The organism is Melioribacter sulfuriphilus, assembly GCF_052656625.1.
The window spans coordinates 113168-132647 of record NZ_JBQXXK010000001.1 but is presented as its reverse complement, the minus strand read 5'-3'; the positions used below and the strand labels follow the sequence as shown (position 1 = coordinate 132647).

General features: G+C 37.4%; 24 protein-coding genes and 2 tRNA genes. 7 read left to right on the top strand and 19 right to left on the bottom strand.

Annotated elements, in window-relative coordinates:
* Positions 1-27: 27 nt before the first annotated feature.
* The 13 genes from ACUN8G_RS00590 to ACUN8G_RS00530 all read right to left on the bottom strand — a co-directional run bounded on the left by ACUN8G_RS00590 (position 28) and on the right by ACUN8G_RS00530 (position 12613).
* Complete coding sequence (locus tag ACUN8G_RS00590; protein WP_437347830.1) at positions 28-738, bottom strand: SDR family oxidoreductase; 711 nt, start codon at positions 736-738, stop codon at positions 28-30.
* Positions 735-1439, bottom strand: coding sequence for an SDR family oxidoreductase (locus ACUN8G_RS00585; RefSeq protein WP_445480884.1), 705 nt, complete (start codon positions 1437-1439; stop codon positions 735-737). The genes ACUN8G_RS00590 and ACUN8G_RS00585 overlap by 4 nt, the downstream gene beginning before the upstream one ends.
* Positions 1439-2047, bottom strand: a complete 609-nt coding sequence (folE, locus tag ACUN8G_RS00580; RefSeq protein WP_437347828.1) for a GTP cyclohydrolase I FolE — start codon at positions 2045-2047, stop codon at positions 1439-1441. Before folE ends, ACUN8G_RS00585 begins: the two co-directional genes overlap by 1 nt.
* Complete coding sequence (locus ACUN8G_RS00575) at positions 2007-2414, bottom strand: 6-carboxytetrahydropterin synthase (protein ID WP_437347827.1); 408 nt, start codon at positions 2412-2414, stop codon at positions 2007-2009. Before ACUN8G_RS00575 ends, folE begins: the two co-directional genes overlap by 41 nt.
* A complete protein-coding gene (gene bcp / locus ACUN8G_RS00570) occupies positions 2411-2878 on the bottom strand; it encodes a thioredoxin-dependent thiol peroxidase (protein WP_437347826.1) in 468 nt (155 codons plus the stop codon). Before bcp ends, ACUN8G_RS00575 begins: the two co-directional genes overlap by 4 nt.
* A 16-nt stretch (positions 2879-2894) precedes the next feature.
* A complete protein-coding gene (locus tag ACUN8G_RS00565; protein WP_437347825.1) occupies positions 2895-3374 on the bottom strand; it encodes a peroxiredoxin in 480 nt (159 codons plus the stop codon).
* Between the two features lie 16 nt (positions 3375-3390).
* Positions 3391-3588 (bottom strand): dodecin family protein, encoded by a 198-nt coding sequence (locus ACUN8G_RS00560; protein ID WP_437347824.1) that lies wholly within the window; start codon positions 3586-3588, stop codon positions 3391-3393.
* Between the two features lie 42 nt (positions 3589-3630).
* Positions 3631-5142, bottom strand: a complete 1512-nt coding sequence (locus ACUN8G_RS00555) for a leucyl aminopeptidase (protein WP_437347823.1) — start codon at positions 5140-5142, stop codon at positions 3631-3633.
* Complete coding sequence (locus ACUN8G_RS00550; RefSeq protein WP_437347822.1) at positions 5143-6129, bottom strand: DHH family phosphoesterase; 987 nt, start codon at positions 6127-6129, stop codon at positions 5143-5145.
* Positions 6130-6222: 93 nt separating this feature from the next.
* Positions 6223-7254: a 2-oxoacid:ferredoxin oxidoreductase subunit beta gene (locus tag ACUN8G_RS00545; RefSeq protein WP_437347821.1), complete on the bottom strand. Its 1032-nt coding sequence runs from the start codon at positions 7252-7254 to the stop codon at positions 6223-6225.
* Entirely contained in the window at positions 7244-9085 is a 1842-nt protein-coding gene (locus tag ACUN8G_RS00540; RefSeq protein ID WP_437347820.1) for a 2-oxoacid:acceptor oxidoreductase subunit alpha, read from the bottom strand. Before ACUN8G_RS00540 ends, ACUN8G_RS00545 begins: the two co-directional genes overlap by 11 nt.
* An 83-nt stretch (positions 9086-9168) precedes the next feature.
* Positions 9169-10920, bottom strand: a complete 1752-nt coding sequence (locus tag ACUN8G_RS00535; protein ID WP_437347819.1) for a protein-disulfide reductase DsbD family protein — start codon at positions 10918-10920, stop codon at positions 9169-9171.
* 52 nt (positions 10921-10972) lie between these two features.
* On the bottom strand, positions 10973-12613 hold the full coding sequence (locus ACUN8G_RS00530; RefSeq protein ID WP_437347818.1) for an NAD+ synthase: 1641 nt from the start codon (positions 12611-12613) through the stop codon (positions 10973-10975).
* Between the two features lie 106 nt (positions 12614-12719).
* Here ACUN8G_RS00530 and ACUN8G_RS00525 point away from each other — a divergent pair, with 106 nt between their 5' ends.
* Positions 12720-13133, top strand: coding sequence for a PspC domain-containing protein (locus tag ACUN8G_RS00525; protein WP_437347817.1), 414 nt, complete (start codon positions 12720-12722; stop codon positions 13131-13133).
* A 12-nt stretch (positions 13134-13145) separates the two neighbouring features.
* Entirely contained in the window at positions 13146-14045 is a 900-nt protein-coding gene (locus ACUN8G_RS00520; RefSeq protein WP_437347816.1) for a toast rack family protein, read from the top strand.
* Positions 14046-14047: 2 nt separating this feature from the next.
* Here ACUN8G_RS00520 and ACUN8G_RS00515 read toward each other — a convergent pair whose 3' ends face one another.
* The 6 genes from ACUN8G_RS00515 to ACUN8G_RS00490 form a co-directional block, all read right to left on the bottom strand.
* Complete coding sequence (locus ACUN8G_RS00515; protein WP_437347815.1) at positions 14048-14374, bottom strand: MGMT family protein; 327 nt, start codon at positions 14372-14374, stop codon at positions 14048-14050.
* An 8-nt stretch (positions 14375-14382) separates the two neighbouring features.
* Positions 14383-14796 carry a secondary thiamine-phosphate synthase enzyme YjbQ gene (locus ACUN8G_RS00510; protein ID WP_437347814.1) on the bottom strand — a complete coding sequence of 138 codons (414 nt, stop codon included), beginning with the start codon at positions 14794-14796 and terminating at the stop codon, positions 14383-14385.
* Between the two features lie 19 nt (positions 14797-14815).
* Positions 14816-15145, bottom strand: coding sequence for a Crp/Fnr family transcriptional regulator (locus tag ACUN8G_RS00505; protein ID WP_437347813.1), 330 nt, complete (start codon positions 15143-15145; stop codon positions 14816-14818).
* Positions 15145-16246 (bottom strand): peptide chain release factor 2 gene (gene prfB, locus ACUN8G_RS00500; protein ID WP_437347812.1). Its coding sequence is split into 2 segments (ribosomal slippage): positions 15145-16188 and positions 16190-16246, totalling 1101 coding nucleotides; the frame shifts between segments, so codons are not numbered across the junction. Before prfB ends, ACUN8G_RS00505 begins: the two co-directional genes overlap by 1 nt.
* Positions 16247-16305: 59 nt before the next feature.
* The gene (gene miaA, locus ACUN8G_RS00495) at positions 16306-17223 is read right to left on the bottom strand and encodes a tRNA (adenosine(37)-N6)-dimethylallyltransferase MiaA (protein WP_437347811.1); all 918 of its coding nucleotides are present in this window, start codon (positions 17221-17223) and stop codon (positions 16306-16308) included.
* Positions 17208-17852 carry a protein-L-isoaspartate(D-aspartate) O-methyltransferase gene (locus tag ACUN8G_RS00490; RefSeq protein ID WP_437347810.1) on the bottom strand — a complete coding sequence of 215 codons (645 nt, stop codon included), beginning with the start codon at positions 17850-17852 and terminating at the stop codon, positions 17208-17210. The genes miaA and ACUN8G_RS00490 overlap by 16 nt, the downstream gene beginning before the upstream one ends.
* Before the next feature lie 44 nt (positions 17853-17896).
* Here ACUN8G_RS00490 and ACUN8G_RS00485 point away from each other — a divergent pair, with 44 nt between their 5' ends.
* The 5 genes from ACUN8G_RS00485 to ACUN8G_RS00465 all read left to right on the top strand — a co-directional run.
* Entirely contained in the window at positions 17897-18430 is a 534-nt protein-coding gene (locus ACUN8G_RS00485; RefSeq protein ID WP_437347809.1) for a DUF2179 domain-containing protein, read from the top strand.
* A 134-nt stretch (positions 18431-18564) separates the two neighbouring features.
* Positions 18565-18637 (top strand) — tRNA-Gly (locus ACUN8G_RS00480).
* 348 nt (positions 18638-18985) lie between these two features.
* Positions 18986-19059 (top strand) — tRNA-Cys (locus tag ACUN8G_RS00475).
* A 24-nt stretch (positions 19060-19083) separates the two neighbouring features.
* On the top strand, positions 19084-19323 hold the full coding sequence (locus tag ACUN8G_RS00470; protein ID WP_437347990.1) for a GIY-YIG nuclease family protein: 240 nt from the start codon (positions 19084-19086) through the stop codon (positions 19321-19323).
* Between the two features lie 72 nt (positions 19324-19395).
* Positions 19396-19480: GIY-YIG nuclease family protein (locus ACUN8G_RS00465; protein ID WP_445480891.1), on the top strand; the 85-nt coding region annotated here is incomplete at its 3' end.

Sequence of the window (19480 nt, the reverse complement as noted above, 5' to 3'; positions counted from 1 at the left end):
GTACCCTTTAAGAGAAGGGTACCTTTTTCATTTCAGTTTAGTGGGTCTAATTTCAATTTCACTTACGAGAGCATTTCCAGGTAAGTTGATAATCAAAGCTACTGTTTCTGCCACTTCTTCGGGTTTTAAAGCTCTAAAAATCTCCTTAGGCGCAACAGGCGTATCAATAATCATATCTGTCTGTACAGAGCCTGGACATACAGCAGCAACGCGTATATTAAATTCTCTCAATTCGAGCATTAAGGATTTTGTAAAACCCATTAAGGCATGTTTTGTAGCCGAGTAAGTAGTGCCGTAGACAAATGGATTCTTTCCCGCTAAAGAAGAAATATTAACGATGGTTCCCCTTTTATTCTCTATCATAAAAGGAACTACGAGTTTAGTAAAATTGAAAACTGCATACATATTAACATTCATCTGGAGCATAAAGTCGTCAAAAGAAGTGTCGACAAATTTTTTAAATATTGCTACACCTGCATTATTAATCAAATTGTCCACTTTACCGAATTTATCGATAACGTCTTTCACAGTATATTCAATAAAACTTTTATTCGAAACATCTCCCACATAAGAAACAGCTACTGCTCCCTGATCCGACACAATTTTTACTGTTTCCTCAAGTTTATTTTTATCCCTGCCAATTAAGACCAGTTTACCGCCGTCTTTTGCCAACCTAATTGCAATTGCTCTACCAATTCCCCTTGAGGCACCAGTTACAATAGTAACTTCATCTTTCATTCCAGATCGCCTTCCTTAGGTCTGAGAATTATTTCTTCTGTTACAATATTACTTTTTAATATAGATAGGTCATAAATAAGATTTGCAATTTCCCGGGGAGGCATCATTCTGTGCGAATATTTTTCAAGAATTGAACTGTCCCATATTGGCGTTTTTGTTGCACCCGGAATTACATTAATAATCCTGATGTTATACTTTCTCACTTCTTCGCGGAGAACATTAAGATAGGCATACAATCCACTTTTTGATGCAGAATAAGCACTACTGTTTTTAAAAATTTTCTTAGTAACTACCGAAAGGATGTTGATAATGGTTCCTTCTTTTCTTTGAATCATATCGGGCAATATCGATTTGATTGTATAGATTGATCCGAGCAGATTTACTTCGATAATTTTCTTAATAGTGTCAATCGAATCATTCTCTGCCTTTTCAAAGGAAGTAAGGCCTGCATTGTTTATTAAAACATTGATTTTATAGTTGGAGGAAAATTCCCTGTAAAAATTGTTTACCTCTGTGTAATCCGAAACGTCGAGTTTTGAAGGGACAATTAATGGATTTTCGGAAGTTAGGGCTTCGAGTAAATGAAGCCTTCTGCCAGTAGCAATCACTGTATGATTTTTGCTGGCAAATGTGAGAGCCAATTCTTTCCCGATGCCGGAACTTGCACCGGTAATCCATACAGCTTCTTTTAATTCTTTCATCATATCCTCTTTTGAGCAATGAGATTAAGAAATTCTGAACGAGTGCGAGTATCTTCTGAAAATAATCCGTGCATAGCACTTGTGGTAGTGATAGAATTTTGTTTTTCTACTCCGCGCATCATCATACACATGTGATAAGCTTCAATTACAACGGCTACGCCTGCGGGATTTAGATACTCATCAATTGTATCAGCAATTTGTTGAGTCATTCTCTCCTGAACCTGTAACCTTCTTGCAAAAGCATCTACAATTCTCGGAAGTTTACTCAGCCCTACAATCTTTCCATTAGGAATGTATGCTATATGAACTTTACCGAAGAAAGGAAGCATGTGATGCTCACACATACTGTAAAAGTCGATATCTTTAACAATGACCATCTCATCGTATTTTTCTTCGAAAATGGCACCGTTAAGTATCTCCTCGATTTTTTTGTTGTAACCCTGCATCAGGAATTCATAGGCTTTAGCTACGCGGTGAGGTGTGCGTTTGAGTCCTTCCCGCGAAGGATCTTCACCAATTTCATTTAGTATTGCAAGGACTGCATTTTCCACCACTTTTCTATCCAACTTATTCTCCTCTATATTCAATATAGTTGTTCTCTGTTTCATAAAGTTTAACTGAGTAGAGTTTGCCCTCTGGTATTTTGTCGACAAGCTGTTTCCATATTTCGGACACGATTGTTTCTGAAGTTGGAATTTTATTCTTCAAAAACTCGACATCTAAGTTGAGATTTTTATGGTCGAGCAGGTCGATTACATTTTCACGTATTATCGACTTCAATTTTTTCAGGTCAATTAAATAACCGGTTTTAGGATTTACTTCGCCCGCAATTGTTACTTCGAGAATGTAATTATGTCCGTGTCCGTTTGGATTGCTGCATTTGCCATAAAGACGATAATTTTCTTCGTCACTCAGCTCTGGATTATAAATACGGTGTGAAGCCGAAAATACTTCTCTTCTTGTAATGTAAATCATTTCCCGTAATCTTGAATTGCTTTTAATACTTCTTCCGAATGTCCGTTTACTTTTACTTTCGGAAAGATCTTAATTATTTTTCCGTTTTCATCAATAATTACGGTTGTTCTTTCAACTCCCATATATTTCTTTCCGTAGAGCGACTTTTCCTTCCAGACCCCATACTTTTCAAGTACTTCTTTTTTTTCGTCGCTCAATAGAATAAAGGGGAGTTTATATTTGTCAGCAAACTTTCTGTGGGATTCTACCGAATCTGGACTAATACCAATTACGACAGCGTCTATTTTCTGAAAATCCGGGAAAGCATCCCTGAAGTCGCATGCTTCTTTTGTACAGCCGCTGGTATTATCTTTTGGATAAAAGTAAAGCACTACTTTTTTACCGTTAAAATCTTTCAAGGATATCTTTTTGCCGTTTTGGTCGGGCAGAGTAAAAGCTGGGGCTTTTTTACCTTCCTCAATCATTTTTTACCCTCAATTACTAAATTTTGTTTAATGTTTCTTTTATAGCATTGTAATTCGGTTCTTCGCCTGCATTTTCTAATACTTCGGCGTACTGAATGATGCCGTTTTTATCAATTACAAATGCGGCTCTTTTTGAAACTCCATTCAGGTCGAATTTGCCGGGCAACCATACGTCGTAATAAGCGTCATATAGTTTTGATACTTCTTTATTGAAGTCACTGAGCAGAGGGAAGTTGAACTGGTGTTTATCTGCCCAGAGTTTCTGGGCAAATGGACCATCAACACTTATAGCAAATACCTGTGCGTCAAGACTTTCATAATCTTTCATGCTGTCGCGTGTCGAGCAAAGTTCTTTTTCGCATACCGAAGTGCCGACAGCAGGGAAAAAGAGCAATACGACGTTTTTCTTCCCCTTATATTCTGAAAGTCTGTATGTTGTACCGTCTGCATTTTTTAATGCAAAGTCTGGTGCTCTGTCACCTATATTTAAAGCCATATTTATACCTTTCTTTTTATGATTTACGTCCAATTTTAATTTTCACTTGAAATTCCACATTGCCGTCTGAAGTCATTCTTCCCCTTTGTTCAACTACTTCAAACCAGGCGACGGGCTTTTCTTCATTAGCTTCTTTAAGAACGTTTTTGATTGCGTCGGAAATGCTCTCATTCGAAATTCCGACTCTTTCAATAACTTCAAATGATTTACTCATATAAACTCCCTCATTTTATTTTTAGTTCAAAATTAAGAATAATTATTTGCCGCCATTAATTGTATGTAATAAATAATCAATTATCAACCTTACTCCGAAACCTGTATTGTATTTTTCAGTATATGAACTTGATTTATGTTTTATTGCAGGTCCTGCAATATCGATATGGGCCCATGGGATGTCGGGTTCGACAAATGTTTGCAAGAATTTAGCAGCGGTGATCGCCCCGCCCCAGCGTGGGCCCAGATTTGCTACGTCTGCAATTTCACTTTCAATCATTTTTTCGTATTCACTCCAGAATGGCAACTGCCAGAGTCTTTCAAATGTCGTTTCGGATGCTTTCAATAGTCCACTTGCCAATTCATTGCTTTCAGTAAACAGACCTGCTGCGATTTCACCCAGAGCGACCACGCAGGCACCCGTTAAAGTCGCTAAATCAATTATCTCTTGCGGCTTTAGTTTTGAAGCGTAATAGAGAGCATCTGCAAGAATTATTCTTCCTTCGGCGTCCGTATCTTTAACTTCGATGGTTTTACCAGAAGCAGATTCAATTATATCTCCTGGTTTATATGAATTTCCACCAACCATATTTTCGACAGCGGGAATTATTCCGATTAACTCAACGGGAAGTTTTAATAATGCGGCTGCTTTTATTGCTCCAATTACTGCTGCACCGCCTGCCATGTCAGCTTTCATATCAAGCATACCAGACGTTGGCTTGATCGATAGGCCACCTGAATCGTAAGTTACACCTTTCCCTACCAGCGCAATTTTTTTCTTGATTGTCTTCTCCGGTTTATAATGAATTATAATCATACAGGGGGGATTGCTGCTTCCGCCTCCTACAGCTAAGATTGCATTCATTTTCTTCTTTTCGAGTTCCTTCTTATCCCATACAGCAACTTTTACACCTGGCAGTGCAAGTTCTTTTTTCGTGCGCAAAGCCAGTTCCGACGGCGTTAATTTAATTGCAGGTTCATTAACCAGATCCCGTGCAAGATAAACCGCATTCATTATATAATTCGTTTCATTCAATACCTGTTTGAGTAAATTCTTATCTCGATAATGAAGATTAACTTCAAGCTGTGTAGACTTTTTAGCATTAGTTTTGTAACGATCGAATGAATAATTGCCAAGGTGTAAACCTTCTGCCAGAGTACGAAGAAAGTGTTTTTCTCCGATATAATATTTTTCAAAATCTGTAAATTGTGGAACAATTATAGTAATTGAATCTATCGGTTCATTCTTTAGTTTGGGTATTAAACCTGCAAGATAATCACGAAAAAAATCGGAATTTAATTTTTTGTCCTTTTTTATTTTTTTAAGAATAACAGCCACAGGTTCGTCTTTAGCGGAATGAAAAGTAATTTCGCTGGTTTCTTCCTCGAGAAATTTTTCTTTATAAAGGGGATGAATATTCAAATCCAGAAGTTGAAAGAAACTATTCAGTTGGTTATTCAATCTTGGTGTATCGATAAAGAATTTCAGAAGGAGTGATTTTTTGCCAAATTTAATTTCGTCATCTTTTGCATTGATTTTAAGGTCAAATAACATTTAACCTCCAATATATTTTTGAGCTTTCAGTATAACATCATTTACTACTTTATTCATATCTTTATCGTAAAGTCTGGCACCGGCAGCATTTATATGTCCACCACCTCCGAATTCAGCAGCCAATTTATTTACTTTAATATCTCCTTTAGAACGGAAACTAATTTTAATACCATCGTCCAATTCCAGAAAAAGTAGACCAATTACTACATTTTTAATGGACATACAATATGTAACAAAGCCGTCTACATCGCTCTCATTGACTCCGTACTGATTTAGGTCGTCTTTTGTTATGATCATATATGCCAGACTGCCTTTCAAATTGGTATTTATATTACTAATTGATTTGCCGAGCAAGCGCAAAATATTAAGGTCAGTTTGATTATAAATTTTGTCATAAACTTCGGTAGGATTAACACCTTTTTGAATAAGCTCGCCAGCAATTGTGTGGATCTTTGGTGAAGTCCTTTCGTAACGGAAAGAACCTGTATCGGTCATAATAGCACTGTAGAGCTGTAATGCTATCCGATAGTCGATTTCGGAAATTTTAGTAGATTTAATAAAATCGTATAATATTTCACCAGTGGCAGCGGCATTCGTATCCACCAACAATAAATCAAAAGAATTTTCGGGTTCCTGATGATGATCGATGCATACCTTCCTGGCTTTCGAATTTCGCAAAACGTTTTCCATCCTTTTTGTTCTGCTTATACTATTCAAATCGAGGAACAAAATTACTTCGCAGCTTAAAATGTAATTGTCGTGTTTTTCGGGATCATATTGCTCCACATCCCCGTTTGCATCCAGAAACTTAAGGTTGTTTGGTGTTGGGCTATAATTAATAATTCTAACTCTTTTATTTAATTTTTGTAAAAGGAAGAAGCATGCAAGTTCGGAACAGATTGCATCCGCATCGGGATTAACATGCGAGGTAATTGTAAAAGATTCGTAAGAATCCAGAATATTTTTCAATTCGGTAAAATAGTTCATAACAGAAATTCTTTTAAGAAATAAAAATATTGAAATGGTGAGAAATAAAAAAAGTGGGGGCTGCAAACTCTGCAGCCCCCTATTTTATTTTTGTTAAACTTCCCAGGTGTTCACACTAAACATTAAATTATTGTAGTCGCCTGCGCCTTTTTTTGATTTGACATAATCAACCTGCTTCCAGTATTCCTCATCGTAAGTAGGTTTGTTAATCTGACGGAATACTCCAACGGGAGTTGGCATATTTTCGATATCGATAAATCTTGCCAGTATGAAGCCTCTTGTGGGATTTGTGTCGAATTCGTCGTGTACCCAACAATCGTTAACAGAATGTTTTCCATCATTAAGATTAATAACCACAGGGTTCAGTCCATCCAGCTTAATTCCTTTGTCCTTATTTTTACCGAATACCAACGGTTTCCCGTGTTCGAGATAGAGGACATAGTCTTCTTTAGTATTTTTGTCAGTAAGAGGTGCATAAGCGCCGTCGTTAAAGATCGGGCAATTTTGATAGACTTCAATAAAAGCAAGACCTTTATGCGAGGCAGCTCTTTTCAACATTTCCTGCATATGTTTGGGTTCTCTGTCGATAGTTCTGGCAATAAATGTTGCACCGGCAGCATCAGCAAGTTTAATTGCATTAAATGGAAAATCAACTGTACCATAAGGAGAAGATTTAGTAATCTTTCCTTTTTCAGACGTAGGAGAATACTGCCCTTTTGTCAGTCCGTAAATCTTATTATTAAAAAGGACAATTTTGATATCGATGTTTTTTCTGCAGGCATGTATGAAATGATTTCCACCGATACTCAATGAATCGCCGTCGCCTGTAGCAACCCAGACCTGCAATTTTGGATTAGCCAGTTTTACACCCGTCGCAATTGCAGCAGCTCTGCCATGTATGCCGTGGAAGCCATAAGTATTCATATAATATGGAAAGCGGCTCGAACAGCCGATACCCGAAACCCAAACTATATTTTCTTTCAGTTCACCGAAATCAGGAGCTGTTCTCTGAACCTGTGCTAATATCGAATAATCGCCACAGCCTGGACACCATTTAACATCTACATCAGATGCAAAATCTTTGGCAGTATATTTTGGTTTTATCTCAATATTCTTAGTTTCCATTAGTACCTCCAAGTACTTCATATATTTTACTTTCAATTTCGGCAACTTTGAAAGGACGTCCTTTTATTTTGTTTAATTGAATGACGTCTTTCAAAAAGCGACCTTTAATCAATAATGCAAGGTGGCCTGTATTAAGTTCTGGAATTAGTACCTTGTTATATCTATTGAGTACATCTTTAATATTTCGTGGGAATGGATTCAGATAAGTCAAATGAGCATGAGCTACCTTATAACCTTTTTTACGAACATTACGAATTGCTTCCTTAATAGCTCCGTATGTACTGCCCCAACTAAGGATCAATAAATCGTCAGTTTCGTTACCATCTACTTCAAGTTCAGGAATATCATTTGCGATATTATCAATTTTCTGTTTTCTGATTTTTACCATTTCTTCGTGGTTATCCGGTTCGTAGCTGATTGACCCGTAGATGTTTTGTTTTTCTAAACCACCGATGCGGTGTTCCAGGCCTGGGGTACCTGGTATTGCCCAGGGTCTGCTCAATTTTTCGTCTCTCAGATAAGGATAAAAACCTTCAGGGTCGGTACGGAATTTAACATCGATATTCGGTAATTCATCATATTCCGGAATTCTGAGGGGTTCAGAGCCCAATGCCAGATATCCATCTGTTAAAAGAATAACTGGCGTCATGTATTTAATCGCAATTCTGGAAGCCTCAATTGCAGAGAAGAAACAATCCGCCGGACTTTTTGCTGCTAAGACTGCCACAGGTGCTTCGCCGTGCCTTCCAAAGAATGCCTGTAATAAATCGGCCTGTTCGGTTTTTGTGGGCAAGCCTGTGCTGGGTCCACCTCTTTGAACGTCAACTACAACCAGCGGTAATTCAGTCATGACAGCAAGTCCAAGGGCTTCACTTTTCAAAGAAAAGCCAGGTCCTGAAGTAGTTGTAATACCAAGTGCACCTGCAAAAGAGGCGCCAAGTGCAGAACTAATTCCGGCAATTTCATCTTCAGCCTGGAATGTAATGACATCATAATTTTTGTACTTACTTAATTCATGCAAAATTTCTGAAGCCGGCGTTATTGGATAAGAACCAAGGAATAATTTTAAACCACTTTTTAGTGCAGCCGTGATAAAGCCTAGGGCAGTAGCCTCGTTACCCGAAATATTTCGATATTTTCCTTTAGGTAACTCTGCAGCTTTAACTTCATATCTTGTTGTAAAAATTTCTGTAGTCTCACCGAAATGATACCCAGCCATAAGAACTTTTTTATTGGCTTCCATAATTTCGGGTTTATTCTTGAATTTTGTTTCAAGCCAGTTAAGAGTTACCTCGATGGGTCGATTGTACATCCAATACATTAAACCGAGAGCAAAAAAGTTCTTACACTTCTCCTTATCTTTTACTGAAAGGTCCATATCTTTCAGTGTTTCCATAGTCATCTGTGTCAAGGGGATCTGAATCACATTATAATTACTTAATGATCCGTCTTCGAGAGGATTTGAATTATACTTTGCAAGGCGTAAGTTTTTATCGTCGAATGAATCGATATTAACTATAATAGTGCCGCCTGGTTTTAGATCAGGCAAATTAACTTTAAGCGCAGCTGGATTCATGGCCACAAGGACGTCAGGAGAATCTCCTGGCGTTTGAATATCACTACTACTGAAATGAAGTTGAAATCCACTTACACCCGAAAGCGAGCCTGCAGGTGCTCGGATTTCAGCGGGAAAGTCGGGCAGTGTGCTTAAATCGTTACCTGCTATTGCTGTAGTTTCTGTAAACTGTGTCCCGGTTAATTGCATACCGTCGCCGGAATCACCAGCGAATCGCACTGTTACATCTTCAACTATTTTACTTTCTTTTGCCATTTTTCTTTCTCCTAAATAAGTTAATTTATCTTTTTGTCGATTATTAAAATATGAAAACTATATTCAAAATTAAATGCCTATTTTTATTCAACTAAATTTATAATTTCAAAAAATTCTTCCGGCTCTAAAAAACCTGTCAATCTTTTTATTTCCCTGCCGCTTGAATCGATAATTAATATGGTAGGCATACCAAGAATATTAAATCTGTTCCTGAGTCTTTCAGTTTCGGCAGACATTGTTTGTGTCATATCTACTTTAAAAAGTCTGAATTCTTTCATCTTCTCGGCAACTTTACTATCTGCAAAAGTAATAGCCTCCAATTCTTTGCAGGGGATGCACCAATCGGCATAAAAATCGATGATGATTTTCTCTCTATTATCAAGCGATGCCTGATATTTTTCATCGGAAAAACTTTCCCATGGCAATTCAGGTTTGGAGGAAGGCACCAATGAATAAATCGACACTGCAAGCACAGCCAAAGAAAAAATAACTTTAAAGATTTTAAAACCCCTGATGTTATTTGCAGTCTTATCGAAAACCAATAATATCAATGCCGCCACAATACCAAAAACTGGCAGGAAGTAAGTATTGATATCTTTTGGGAACAAGGGGGCAATAAAATAGACAGCCATTCCGAGGAGCAATAATCCGAATATATGTTTGACACCTTCCATCCAGTCGCCTGCACGTGGTAATTTTTTAATCTTACCAGAAAAGAGTGCCAAGAAGAGATAAGGTAGCCCGAGACCCAGAGCCATTACAAAAAAGAGCCAGAATCCGTATAAAGGGTCGCCTTTTGCTGCAACGTATGTAACCAGTCCCAATACAAAAGGACCAATACACGGAGCCGCAACAATACCCATCGTTAGTCCCATAAAAAATGCCCCGAAAAATCCTGCCTTTGCTCCTCCAGCTTTCATCACCAAAGAATCAGGTAGCTTGAATTCATAGACACCAAACTGGCTCAATGATAGTGCAACGAAAACTAATGCTATCCCAATAATAATTATTGTATTCTGTAAAAGGCTTCCAAACACTGCCCCGCTAAGTGCTGTAATTACACCAATTACTGAATAAGTTATAGCCATACCGAGTACATACAAAACTCCAAGAAGGAACAGCCTTCCTGTTCTGCCTTCGCTCTGACCTCCAAAATAACCAACAGTTATTGGTATTAATGGATAAACACAGGGCGTAAGGTTCAATGCCAATCCTCCCAAAAAAACAAACAAGAGACTCAGCAGTAGACCACTCGATTCCAGTGTAGATGCAATAGTATTCTCATTATTCTGATCTATGTTCGTCTTACCAAAATCGATAGTTCCCATTATCTCCGAATTTAATTCAGTTATAGGCGTATCTTCATTGACAACTTTTATAAGCAAAGTATCGGTCAAACTCGTTGGTGGCAAACAACTTTGGTTATTGCATGCCTGATATGTAATATTTATTGGGATTTGATAATCGCCTTCTTTAAGACCGGCATCTATTCTTAAAAGAACACCGATATATAGAGTGCCGTCGAACACTGAAACAGGTTTTTCTGAAAATTCAAATTTCAGATCTTTTGAAGTGGGATACACAATCTCAGCAAACTGGAATCGTGGATCCACACTTACAAGATTTGTTGGTATAAGAAAATCTTCCTTAGGCTTATCAGAATTGATATGCCATCCTTCGGAAATTTCGAGTTTAACAGCAAATTTATAATTTGAATTAGGATAAGCTATATCCTGACCTTCCACCAATTCCATCTTTACAATATTTTTTTGCAAACCGAATTGTGCTGATATAATGAGTGGAAGGAAAAGAACTAAAAGAAGTTTTATTTTCATAGAGCTACCATTTTTTATGTAAACGATTCGATCAATCTTAAAAGTTCATATATTATTTTCTCCAACCCTGCACGATTGGATACCGCCTACCGTAACCGAATGCTTTGGTTGATACTCTTAATACCGGCGGAGCCTGTTTACGTTTAAATTCATTCAAGTCGACCATTCTCAATACTTTATAGACTGTATCATAATCGTTAATCTCTTCGTTAATTTCATTAATTTCATTTTGTTCTTCCAGATATAGCTGCAGTATACGGTCGAGGATTTCATAGGGTGGGAGTGTATCCTGGTCTTTTTGGTTTGGTCTTAATTCAGCAGAAGGTGCTTTTGAAATTATTTTTTCAGGAATAATTTCCTCATTTCTATTTATATATTTTGCAAGTTTATAGACTTGCGTTTTATAAACATCGCCGATGACTTCTATTGCGCCACACATATCGCCATACAGAGTTGAATATCCCACTGCTAATTCGGATTTATTGCCGGTTGAACAAAGTAGATAACCGAACTTGTTCGCAATCGCCATTAAATAAATTCCTCTAATTCTTGCCTGTATGTTTTCTTCCGTAACATCATACGGTTTGCCTTCGAAGATCACGTTTAGCATTTCCAAAATTTTTTCGTATACAGGCTGAATTGAAATTATGTTGTGTGAGATGCCCAAATTTTCGATTAGTTTCAGAGAATCGTCAATACTGCCGCGACTTGAAAATTGTGAAGGCATAAGTACAACATGAACATTTTCTTTTCCAAAAGACTGAACTGCGATATAGGTCACAAGAGCAGAGTCGATACCTCCGCTTAAACCGACCAGTGCTTTATTAAAACCAGTTTTTTTACCGTACTCGCGCAATCCCATAATCAAGGCATCGAGTATTTCTTTTTCAAATGATGACTCGATTTGAGTAACTTCCTCGTAATTAGCTGTAGTATCGTAGATAAAGTAATCTTCCTCGTAGGTTTTACCCATCATACATAATCGACCAGTAGAGTCAAAACACATGCTAGCGCCGTCGAAAATCAAATCTGTCTGTGCACCCACACAACATACATAAACCAACGGTATTCTGTCGTTTTTTGTCAAGAGATTTAGCATATCATATTTTTGTTTTCTCTTACCATACGCATATGGACTTGCTGAGATATTAATAAGTAAACTGGCACCTAAATCCACCTGTCGTTGTACAGGGTCGATTTCATATCTTCTTTTTTTCCAGTAGTCAGCATCGTTCCATATATCCTCGCAAATGGAAATACCAAGTATTTCATTTTTAAATGGGTGTACCTGAATTTTCTTTGCGGGCTCGAAATATCGAACTTCGTCAAATACATCATAGTTGGGAATCAATGATTTACTCTGGACAAATTGTATTTTCCCTTCGTAGCAGAGTAATGCAGAATTATAAACTCCTGTACCGACTACTTCCTGATAATCTTCCGTTATCGAACCGAAAATTAATCCAGTGCTATTGGTTAATGAAGCAATACTATAAGCGTATTCAGAAACTGCACTTCGAAATTCTTTTTTTTCAACCAGATCGAGCGGAGGATAACCGGGGAGAAATAACTCAGGAAAGACTACAAGGTCAGCGCCATCTTCTGTTGCTTTTTTATATCCTCTTACAATTTTTTCTTTGTTCCCTTGTAAATCTCCAATAATCGGATTAGCTTGAAAAACGGCAATTTTCATAATGTTATCATATTGTTGTACTAAAATTAGTAACTCCTGAATAGAATTCAAACTTTTGGTTAATTCGATCGTCTTAATAATCGAAATTAACCCAAAGGAGGTCGTCATGCGGAAACAATTATATCGCTCCAGAAAACATCGAATCTTTGGAGGTGTAGCCGGCGGTTTGGCAGAATATTTTGAGCTCGATCCGGTTCTCATAAGGGTTATATTTGTTATAGTAGCATTAATTAGCGGATTTGGTTTTCTTTTGTATATCATTCTCTGGATTGTTATTCCCGAAGAACCTTTCGAGTTGACTTACAACATCAACAAAGAAGACGTCGATGCCGAGAACCTGCAGGAAAGTTACCCGCAATCGGGTGGCAAAGGCAGAACAATTCTTGGAATAATTCTTATCATTATCGGTTTACTGCTTCTGGCAGAACAGTATATTGCAGCATTCGATTTCGAAGATTTACTTCCAATTGCTCTGATTGTAATAGGCATATTTCTAATTTGGAATTCTACGCGTAAATAGACGAGGTGAATTATGAAAAGTAGACAATTATTTTGGGGTTTCTTCTTTCTTACAATCGGTGCGCTTACTTTTTCATACAAATACGATTGGATTCAATCAAACTATGATTTTATCTGGAATATCTGGCCATTAATTTTTGTTTTCTGGGGCAGTCTTATAATTTTCAAAGATTCTTTCATACGTCATTTAATTAATCTTCTCTTCGGCATCTTTATGGCTGTGTTATTGTTCGGATTTATTATCAATATTTTCAATGGATGTGAAATTTATACTGACAGTACTGATGATTACACCGAATACAAACAAGATCAATTGCCTGAAGTCAAGTATGCCAGTTTGAATTTTAATTCGGGCGCAGGATATTTTGAAATTGATAACTTAACTGACAAATTTTATGAAACTGAAGTCCAGGGCGCACTTGCAGATTATAACATTCATTCTTATACAGATGACTCGACTGCATATCTCGATATCGAACTGGATGGAGAACATGATATTGTTATTGACGGGAAGAAGTTCAAAAACAATCTACTCCTGCACTTGAACAATAAACCAGTTTGGGATTTCAACCTCAATTTTGGAGCCGCAAAAGGTCGTTTCGATTTAAGGAATCTCAAAACACGTAGTATTAGCATTAAGACAGGAGCTTCGGACGTTGTTGTTAAATTAGGCGATAAATATGAGACTACTTTAATGGATGTCGAAATGGGCGCTGCAAAACTTACCCTATACATTCCTGAAAATTCTGCGTGCAGTATGAAAAGTGATTTATTTCTTGTATCGCGCAATCTCGAAGGAATTGAAAAAGTTAATCCTGGTTACTATAAATCGGCGAATTACGACACTGCAAAGAAAAAAATTGACATCTTTATTAAAGGGGGAATTTCTTCGTTTAATCTAAAAAGGTATTGAAACTATTTATTTTCTTTAGGGTGCCAGAAATATTTCGACATAATTACACAATTGTCCTCGTCGAATTCGACGCCTTCGGAACGGAGTAGGTTTTCCATCAAATTCGGGTCGCCAAAGTGAATTTTACCAGTGAGTGCTCCGAACCTGTTTACAACTCTGTGACAGGGTAAGGAAGAATTTTTTGCACTGTTCAAAGCCCAGCCTACAGTGCGTGCAGATGATTTAATGCCACATGCTTCGGCAATTGCCCCGTAGGTCGTAACTTTGCCTTTGGGTATTTTTTCCACAATAGAATAAACTTTATCGAAAAAATCTTTTTTTCTTTTCACTTGGATTCTTATTCGCCAATTATTTTAATAATTACCCTTTTACGTCTTTGCCCGTCGAACTCGGCATAATAAACCTGCTGCCACGGACCAAAATCAAGACGCCCCTCGGTAACAGGAATAATAACTTCGTGATGAACTAATAAACTTTTCAAATGAGCATCACCATTATCCTCGCCAGTACGATGATGCTTGTAATTGGGGTTATAAGGAGCCAGATGTTCGAGCCACTCGTCGATATCCTGAATCAGTCCACTTTCAGCATCGTTGACGTAAACTCCAGCGGTTATATGCATTGCCGAAACAAGAACCATCCCTTCGCGAATGCCGCTTTTTACAAGAGCTTTTTCTACTTCTGATGTTATGTTGATATACTCCCTTTTTTTACTTGTATTAAACCAGAGGTATTCGGTGTAACTTTTCATTTCCCTTACCAATTTATTGCTAAATATTTTCGGTAGCTTTTGCCAGCCTTTCTGCTAGGCTGACAAGTATTTTTTTTGTAATATCGGGATAGAGTTTTATTATATCGTCGATTTGACCTTCAACAGCCAACAGTTTTGAATCTTCAAGCGCAACAATTGATGCAGTACGTTCTTTTTTTAGTATAAGACTCATTTCGCCTACGACTGTTCCTTCTTTATCGAATTCAGCAACCTTCTTGTTTCCTTTAAATATTCCAATTTTCCCATCGACAAGGATAAAAAGTCCTCGCGGCTTTTCTCCCTCGTGGGCAATTGTTTCTCCTTTCAGATATTTTTTTAATTTTGACATCAATTCTGCGAATACATTAACAAGTACTGCTTAATAAATTCATTAATTTCGCCGTCCATTACAGCTTGCGTATCGGAAGTTTCATAACCAGTACGGTGGTCTTTAACCAGATTATATGGATGAAAAACATAGGAACGAATTTGACTTCCCCATTCGATTTTCATTTTATTTTTTTCAATCTCGTTCATTTCTGCCTGTTGTTTTTCAAGCTCCAGTTGATATAACTTCGCTTTCAACAATTTCATAGCATTTGTTTTATTTTGCAACTGCGATCGTTCTGACTGACAAGCAGCAACAAGACCTGTTGGAATATGCGTAATTCTAACGGCAGTTTCAACTTTATTAACGTTTTGTCCGCCTTTGCCGCCTGATCGATAAGTATCGATGCGAAGATCAGCGGGATTTATTTCGATATCTATTGAATCGTCGACTTCAGGAATGACAAATACAGAAGCAAAAGAAGTATGACGTCTTTTATTTGCATCGAAAGGAGAGATTCTAACAAGGCGATGAACGCCAGTTTCTGCTTTCAGGTAACCGTAAGCGTAGGGTCCTTCTACTTCGATAGTAACACTTTTAATTCCCGCGCCGTCACCTTCGAGAAAATCGATAATCGACATTTTATAACCGTTTTGCTCGCCCCATCTCATATACATACGCATTAGCATTTCTGCCCAATCCTGTGCTTCGGTTCCACCGGCTCCTGAATGTATTGTGAGTATACAATTTTTATCGTCGTCTTTTCCGCTTAACATACTTTTCATTTCAAGTTGACTGTAAAGCTTTTCTGCTTCAGCAAGCTCTTTGTTAATTTCCGGAATAAACGAGTCGTCTTCTTCGGCTTTAACAAGTTCAGTAAATTCCTTGATGTGATCGACTTTTTCTTTTAGCTCGTTCCACATATCGATCCAATTTTGCAAAGATTTACTTTTTTGTAATAATGACTGGGCTCTTTTTTGATCGTTCCAGAAATCTGGGGCTTCGCTTAATTTTTGTATTTCGTCAATTTCCTTTTGTTTTTCTTCTAATTTAAAGATACCCCCTTAGATTCTCGGTCTTCTCCTTTAAATCTCTCACCTGACGTAGTTGTTCATCAACCATTAGTTCTCCTGATATTTATACACAAATTTAATCAACTTATTTTTAGAATGAAATTCTTATCAGATTTTTGATAAGATATAATTCAGGTGATTATCAATATCTTCGCTTTTTTCAACCTTCAGCCATTCGATTCTTTCGTCTTTCCTGAACCAGGTCATCTGTCTTTTGGCATAGCGTCTTGTATTTCTTTTAATTAATCTGATGGCATCTTCAAATGATAATTTATTGTTCAGATAACTGATAATTTCTTTATATCCAACCGTATTTAACGAATTGAGTTCTTCGCTGTATCCCATATTAAGAATTCTTTTGACTTCATTAACCAATCCTCGATTTATCATTTCGTCCACACGTTTTTCGATGTTTTCATATAGAATGCTACGTTCCCAGAGCAATCCAAACTGAAGGAATTCAAAATCTGTTTCCCTTTCGTATTCCTTTTGGAGTTTTACAATCGATTTTCCTGTTATATGGAAAACTTCGAGAGCTCTCATCACTCTTTTCCAGTTCTGAGGTAGCATTTTCCGTGCACTCAGAGGGTCAATCATTTCGAGCATTTTGTATAAATATTCATTTCCAAATCTCGTCCTTATCTCTTTTAGATATGCTCTGTATTCTTCATCTGTATCAGCTGTATCAAAAATTCCATCCACAATTGCCTTGATGTAGAGCCCTGAACCACCGACAACGATGGGAATTTTATTCTTATAAATCAAATTTGTTATTATATGTAAACTTTCCTTTTCATACTTGCTAACATTGTAAGTAGCATCAGGTTCGAGATAATCGATAAAATGATGTCTGATTGATTTCAATTCTTCTTCAGACGGTTTTGCTGTGCCAATATTAAGATACTTGTAAATTTGCCTGCTATCGGCAGAAATTATTTCTGTATTTAGAATTTTTGCAAGTTTCAAACTTAATTTAGTTTTACCAGAGCATGTTGGCCCAACAATTAAAATTACTTTTCCCGCCATCCTTCTTTTCCAATTAAGGGGACAAAAGCAAAGTAAGGGATCTCCTGAACTTCAAACTTGTCTTCTGAAATTTTGTTCAACACATTAAGCACTTGCGAAGTTCTGTCGCCTACAGGTATAACAAGTTTTCCGCCTATTTTTAATTGTTTTTTTAGTTGAGTAGGAACAGAGGGGCTGCCAGCTGTAACTATAATACGGTCATAAGGTGAATATTCTTCCCAACCTAAGGTACCGTCGCTACATCTTGCAGCAATCTTCAGGTTTAGTTCATCAAATATTTTAAGGGCTCTATTATAAAGATTGTGATTTCTTTCTATAGTAAATACTCTTGCACCCAAATAATTTAATATAGCCGCCTGGTAACCCGATCCAGTGCCAATTTCAAGAATTTTCTGAGAAGGTTGGACATCAAGTGTTTCGGTCATAATGGCAACCGTATAAGGTTGGGATATTGTCTGACCGTAACCAATTGGCAAAGCCACATCGTTATAAGCATGAGGTGCTACTATTTCTGGTACAAACCGATGCCGCTCTACATTAAAGATTGCTTCGAGTACCTTTTCGTCTTTTATACCCTTTTTCTTTAAATTTTCTACTAATTCTTTTCTTTCTTCTTCGTACATTACCATTAAAATTTTTTTATACTACAAAAGTAAAATAAAAAAAGATATTTATGGAATTCTCTATTTCTTGGGAAATAATATTTGGAGCAGTAATTATAATGCTAATGCGCATTTGCGACGTCACACTTGGTACATTAAGAACTATGCTCGTTGTTCAAGCTAAAAAATACCACGCCGCAGTAACTGGTTTTTTCGAAGTATTAATCTGGATTTTTGCGATGAGATATATTGTGGCTCATATGGATAACACAGTTAATTTAATCGGATACGCAGCTGGTTTTTCTATCGGTAATATAATGGGCATAACCCTTGAAGAAAAAATTGCAGTTGGTTATGTTCAGATTAATATCATATCTCTGTACTACACCGATAAAATTGCAGATGCATTAAGGAAAGCGAAGTTTGGTGTAACTATTTTACCCGCAGAAGGTAGTTCGGGCGGCGTTTCAATATTAATAGCAATTATTAAAAGAAAACAACTAAAACAAATAATGAAAATCGTGGAAACAATTGATAAGCACGCATTCATAACAATTCAACATTCTCGTCCATTCAGAGGATATACTCACGGACCAAGAGTTTAAAAAGCTATTGCGTGATATCAATTAGAGTGTTATATTTACGCACAAAATTTTAGTAAGCTCGTTCTTATAAAAGTTGAGAAAAAGCAGAAATTAAGAGTTATAGCAAATAATGCTTAATCTCTTAATAGCATTTTGCGGGAATAGCTCAGTTGGTAGAGCGCAACCTTGCCAAGGTTGATGTCGCGGGTTCGAGTCCCGTTTCCCGCTCAAGCAAATCCCGATTATATCGGGATTTCTTTTTTATGTAATACAATTTTCAATTTGTTGGCAGCTACTGGTGGTTTAACTAAAATTGTGTAACCCGCCTTAGGCGGGCGAATCCGACCGCCAGTAAATTTGTTCTTCTAATTTTTTTAATTGGGCGGCGTAGCCAAGTGGTCTAAGGCGAAGGTCTGCAACCCGCCTTAGGCGGGCGAATCCGACCACCAGTAAATTTGTTCTTCTAATTTTTTTAATTGGGCGGCGTAGCCAAGTGGTCTAAGGCGAAGGTCTGCAACCCGCCTTAGGCGGGCAATCCGACCGCCAGTAAATTTGTTCTTCTAATTTTTTTAATTGGGCGGCGTAGCCAAGTGGTCTAAGGCGAAGGTCTGCAAAACCTTTATTCGTCGGTTCGAATCCGACCGCCGCCTCTCCATTTTAAGCATAACATTGTTATGTTTTACGTTTACGTCTTAAGAAGTCTAAAAGACAATAAAAGGTATATTGGACTCACTAACGATATCGCTCGTCGATTCTCTGAACATCAACGTGGCCTTGTAAAATCCACTCGCAATCGTCGTCCTTTTGAATTGACTTACTATGAATCCTTTTCACAAAAGTCCGACGCCATGAAAAGAGAAAAGTTCTTCAAAACTGGCAAAGGACGAGAATTCTTAGACTCAATTTCCCAATAAGGCGAAGGTCTGCAACCCGCCTTAGGCGGGCGAATCCGACCGCCGCCTCTCCATTTTAAGCATAACATTGTTATGTTTTACGTTTACGTCTTAAGAAGTCTAAAAGACAATAAAAGGTATATTGGACTCACTAACGATATCGCTCGTCGATTCTCTG

Bases quoted from the DNA above. Each gene is read 5' to 3' on its own strand.
- ACUN8G_RS00590 (WP_437347830.1), bottom strand. From the start codon at position 738: ATGAAAGATGAAGTTACTATTGTAACTGGTGCCTCAAGGGGAATTGGT.
- ACUN8G_RS00585 (WP_445480884.1), bottom strand. From the start codon at position 1,439: ATGAAAGAATTAAAAGAAGCTGTATGGATTACCGGTGCAAGTTCCGGC.
- folE (WP_437347828.1), bottom strand. From the start codon at position 2,047: ATGAAACAGAGAACAACTATATTGAATATAGAGGAGAATAAGTTGGAT.
- ACUN8G_RS00575 (WP_437347827.1), bottom strand. From the start codon at position 2,414: ATGATTTACATTACAAGAAGAGAAGTATTTTCGGCTTCACACCGTATT.
- bcp (WP_437347826.1), bottom strand. From the start codon at position 2,878: ATGATTGAGGAAGGTAAAAAAGCCCCAGCTTTTACTCTGCCCGACCAA.
- ACUN8G_RS00565 (WP_437347825.1), bottom strand. From the start codon at position 3,374: ATGGCTTTAAATATAGGTGACAGAGCACCAGACTTTGCATTAAAAAAT.
- ACUN8G_RS00560 (WP_437347824.1), bottom strand. From the start codon at position 3,588: ATGAGTAAATCATTTGAAGTTATTGAAAGAGTCGGAATTTCGAATGAG.
- ACUN8G_RS00555 (WP_437347823.1), bottom strand. From the start codon at position 5,142: ATGTTATTTGACCTTAAAATCAATGCAAAAGATGACGAAATTAAATTT.
- ACUN8G_RS00550 (WP_437347822.1), bottom strand. From the start codon at position 6,129: ATGAACTATTTTACCGAATTGAAAAATATTCTGGATTCTTACGAATCT.
- ACUN8G_RS00545 (WP_437347821.1), bottom strand. From the start codon at position 7,254: ATGGAAACTAAGAATATTGAGATAAAACCAAAATATACTGCCAAAGAT.
- ACUN8G_RS00540 (WP_437347820.1), bottom strand. From the start codon at position 9,085: ATGGCAAAAGAAAGTAAAATAGTTGAAGATGTAACAGTGCGATTCGCT.
- ACUN8G_RS00535 (WP_437347819.1), bottom strand. From the start codon at position 10,920: ATGAAAATAAAACTTCTTTTAGTTCTTTTCCTTCCACTCATTATATCA.
- ACUN8G_RS00530 (WP_437347818.1), bottom strand. From the start codon at position 12,613: ATGAAAATTGCCGTTTTTCAAGCTAATCCGATTATTGGAGATTTACAA.
- ACUN8G_RS00525 (WP_437347817.1), top strand. From the start codon at position 12,720: ATGCGGAAACAATTATATCGCTCCAGAAAACATCGAATCTTTGGAGGT.
- ACUN8G_RS00520 (WP_437347816.1), top strand. From the start codon at position 13,146: ATGAAAAGTAGACAATTATTTTGGGGTTTCTTCTTTCTTACAATCGGT.
- ACUN8G_RS00510 (WP_437347814.1), bottom strand. From the start codon at position 14,796: ATGAAAAGTTACACCGAATACCTCTGGTTTAATACAAGTAAAAAAAGG.
- ACUN8G_RS00505 (WP_437347813.1), bottom strand. From the start codon at position 15,145: ATGTCAAAATTAAAAAAATATCTGAAAGGAGAAACAATTGCCCACGAG.
- miaA (WP_437347811.1), bottom strand. From the start codon at position 17,223: ATGGCGGGAAAAGTAATTTTAATTGTTGGGCCAACATGCTCTGGTAAA.
- ACUN8G_RS00490 (WP_437347810.1), bottom strand. From the start codon at position 17,852: ATGGTAATGTACGAAGAAGAAAGAAAAGAATTAGTAGAAAATTTAAAG.
- ACUN8G_RS00485 (WP_437347809.1), top strand. From the start codon at position 17,897: ATGGAATTCTCTATTTCTTGGGAAATAATATTTGGAGCAGTAATTATA.
- ACUN8G_RS00470 (WP_437347990.1), top strand. From the start codon at position 19,084: ATGTTTTACGTTTACGTCTTAAGAAGTCTAAAAGACAATAAAAGGTAT.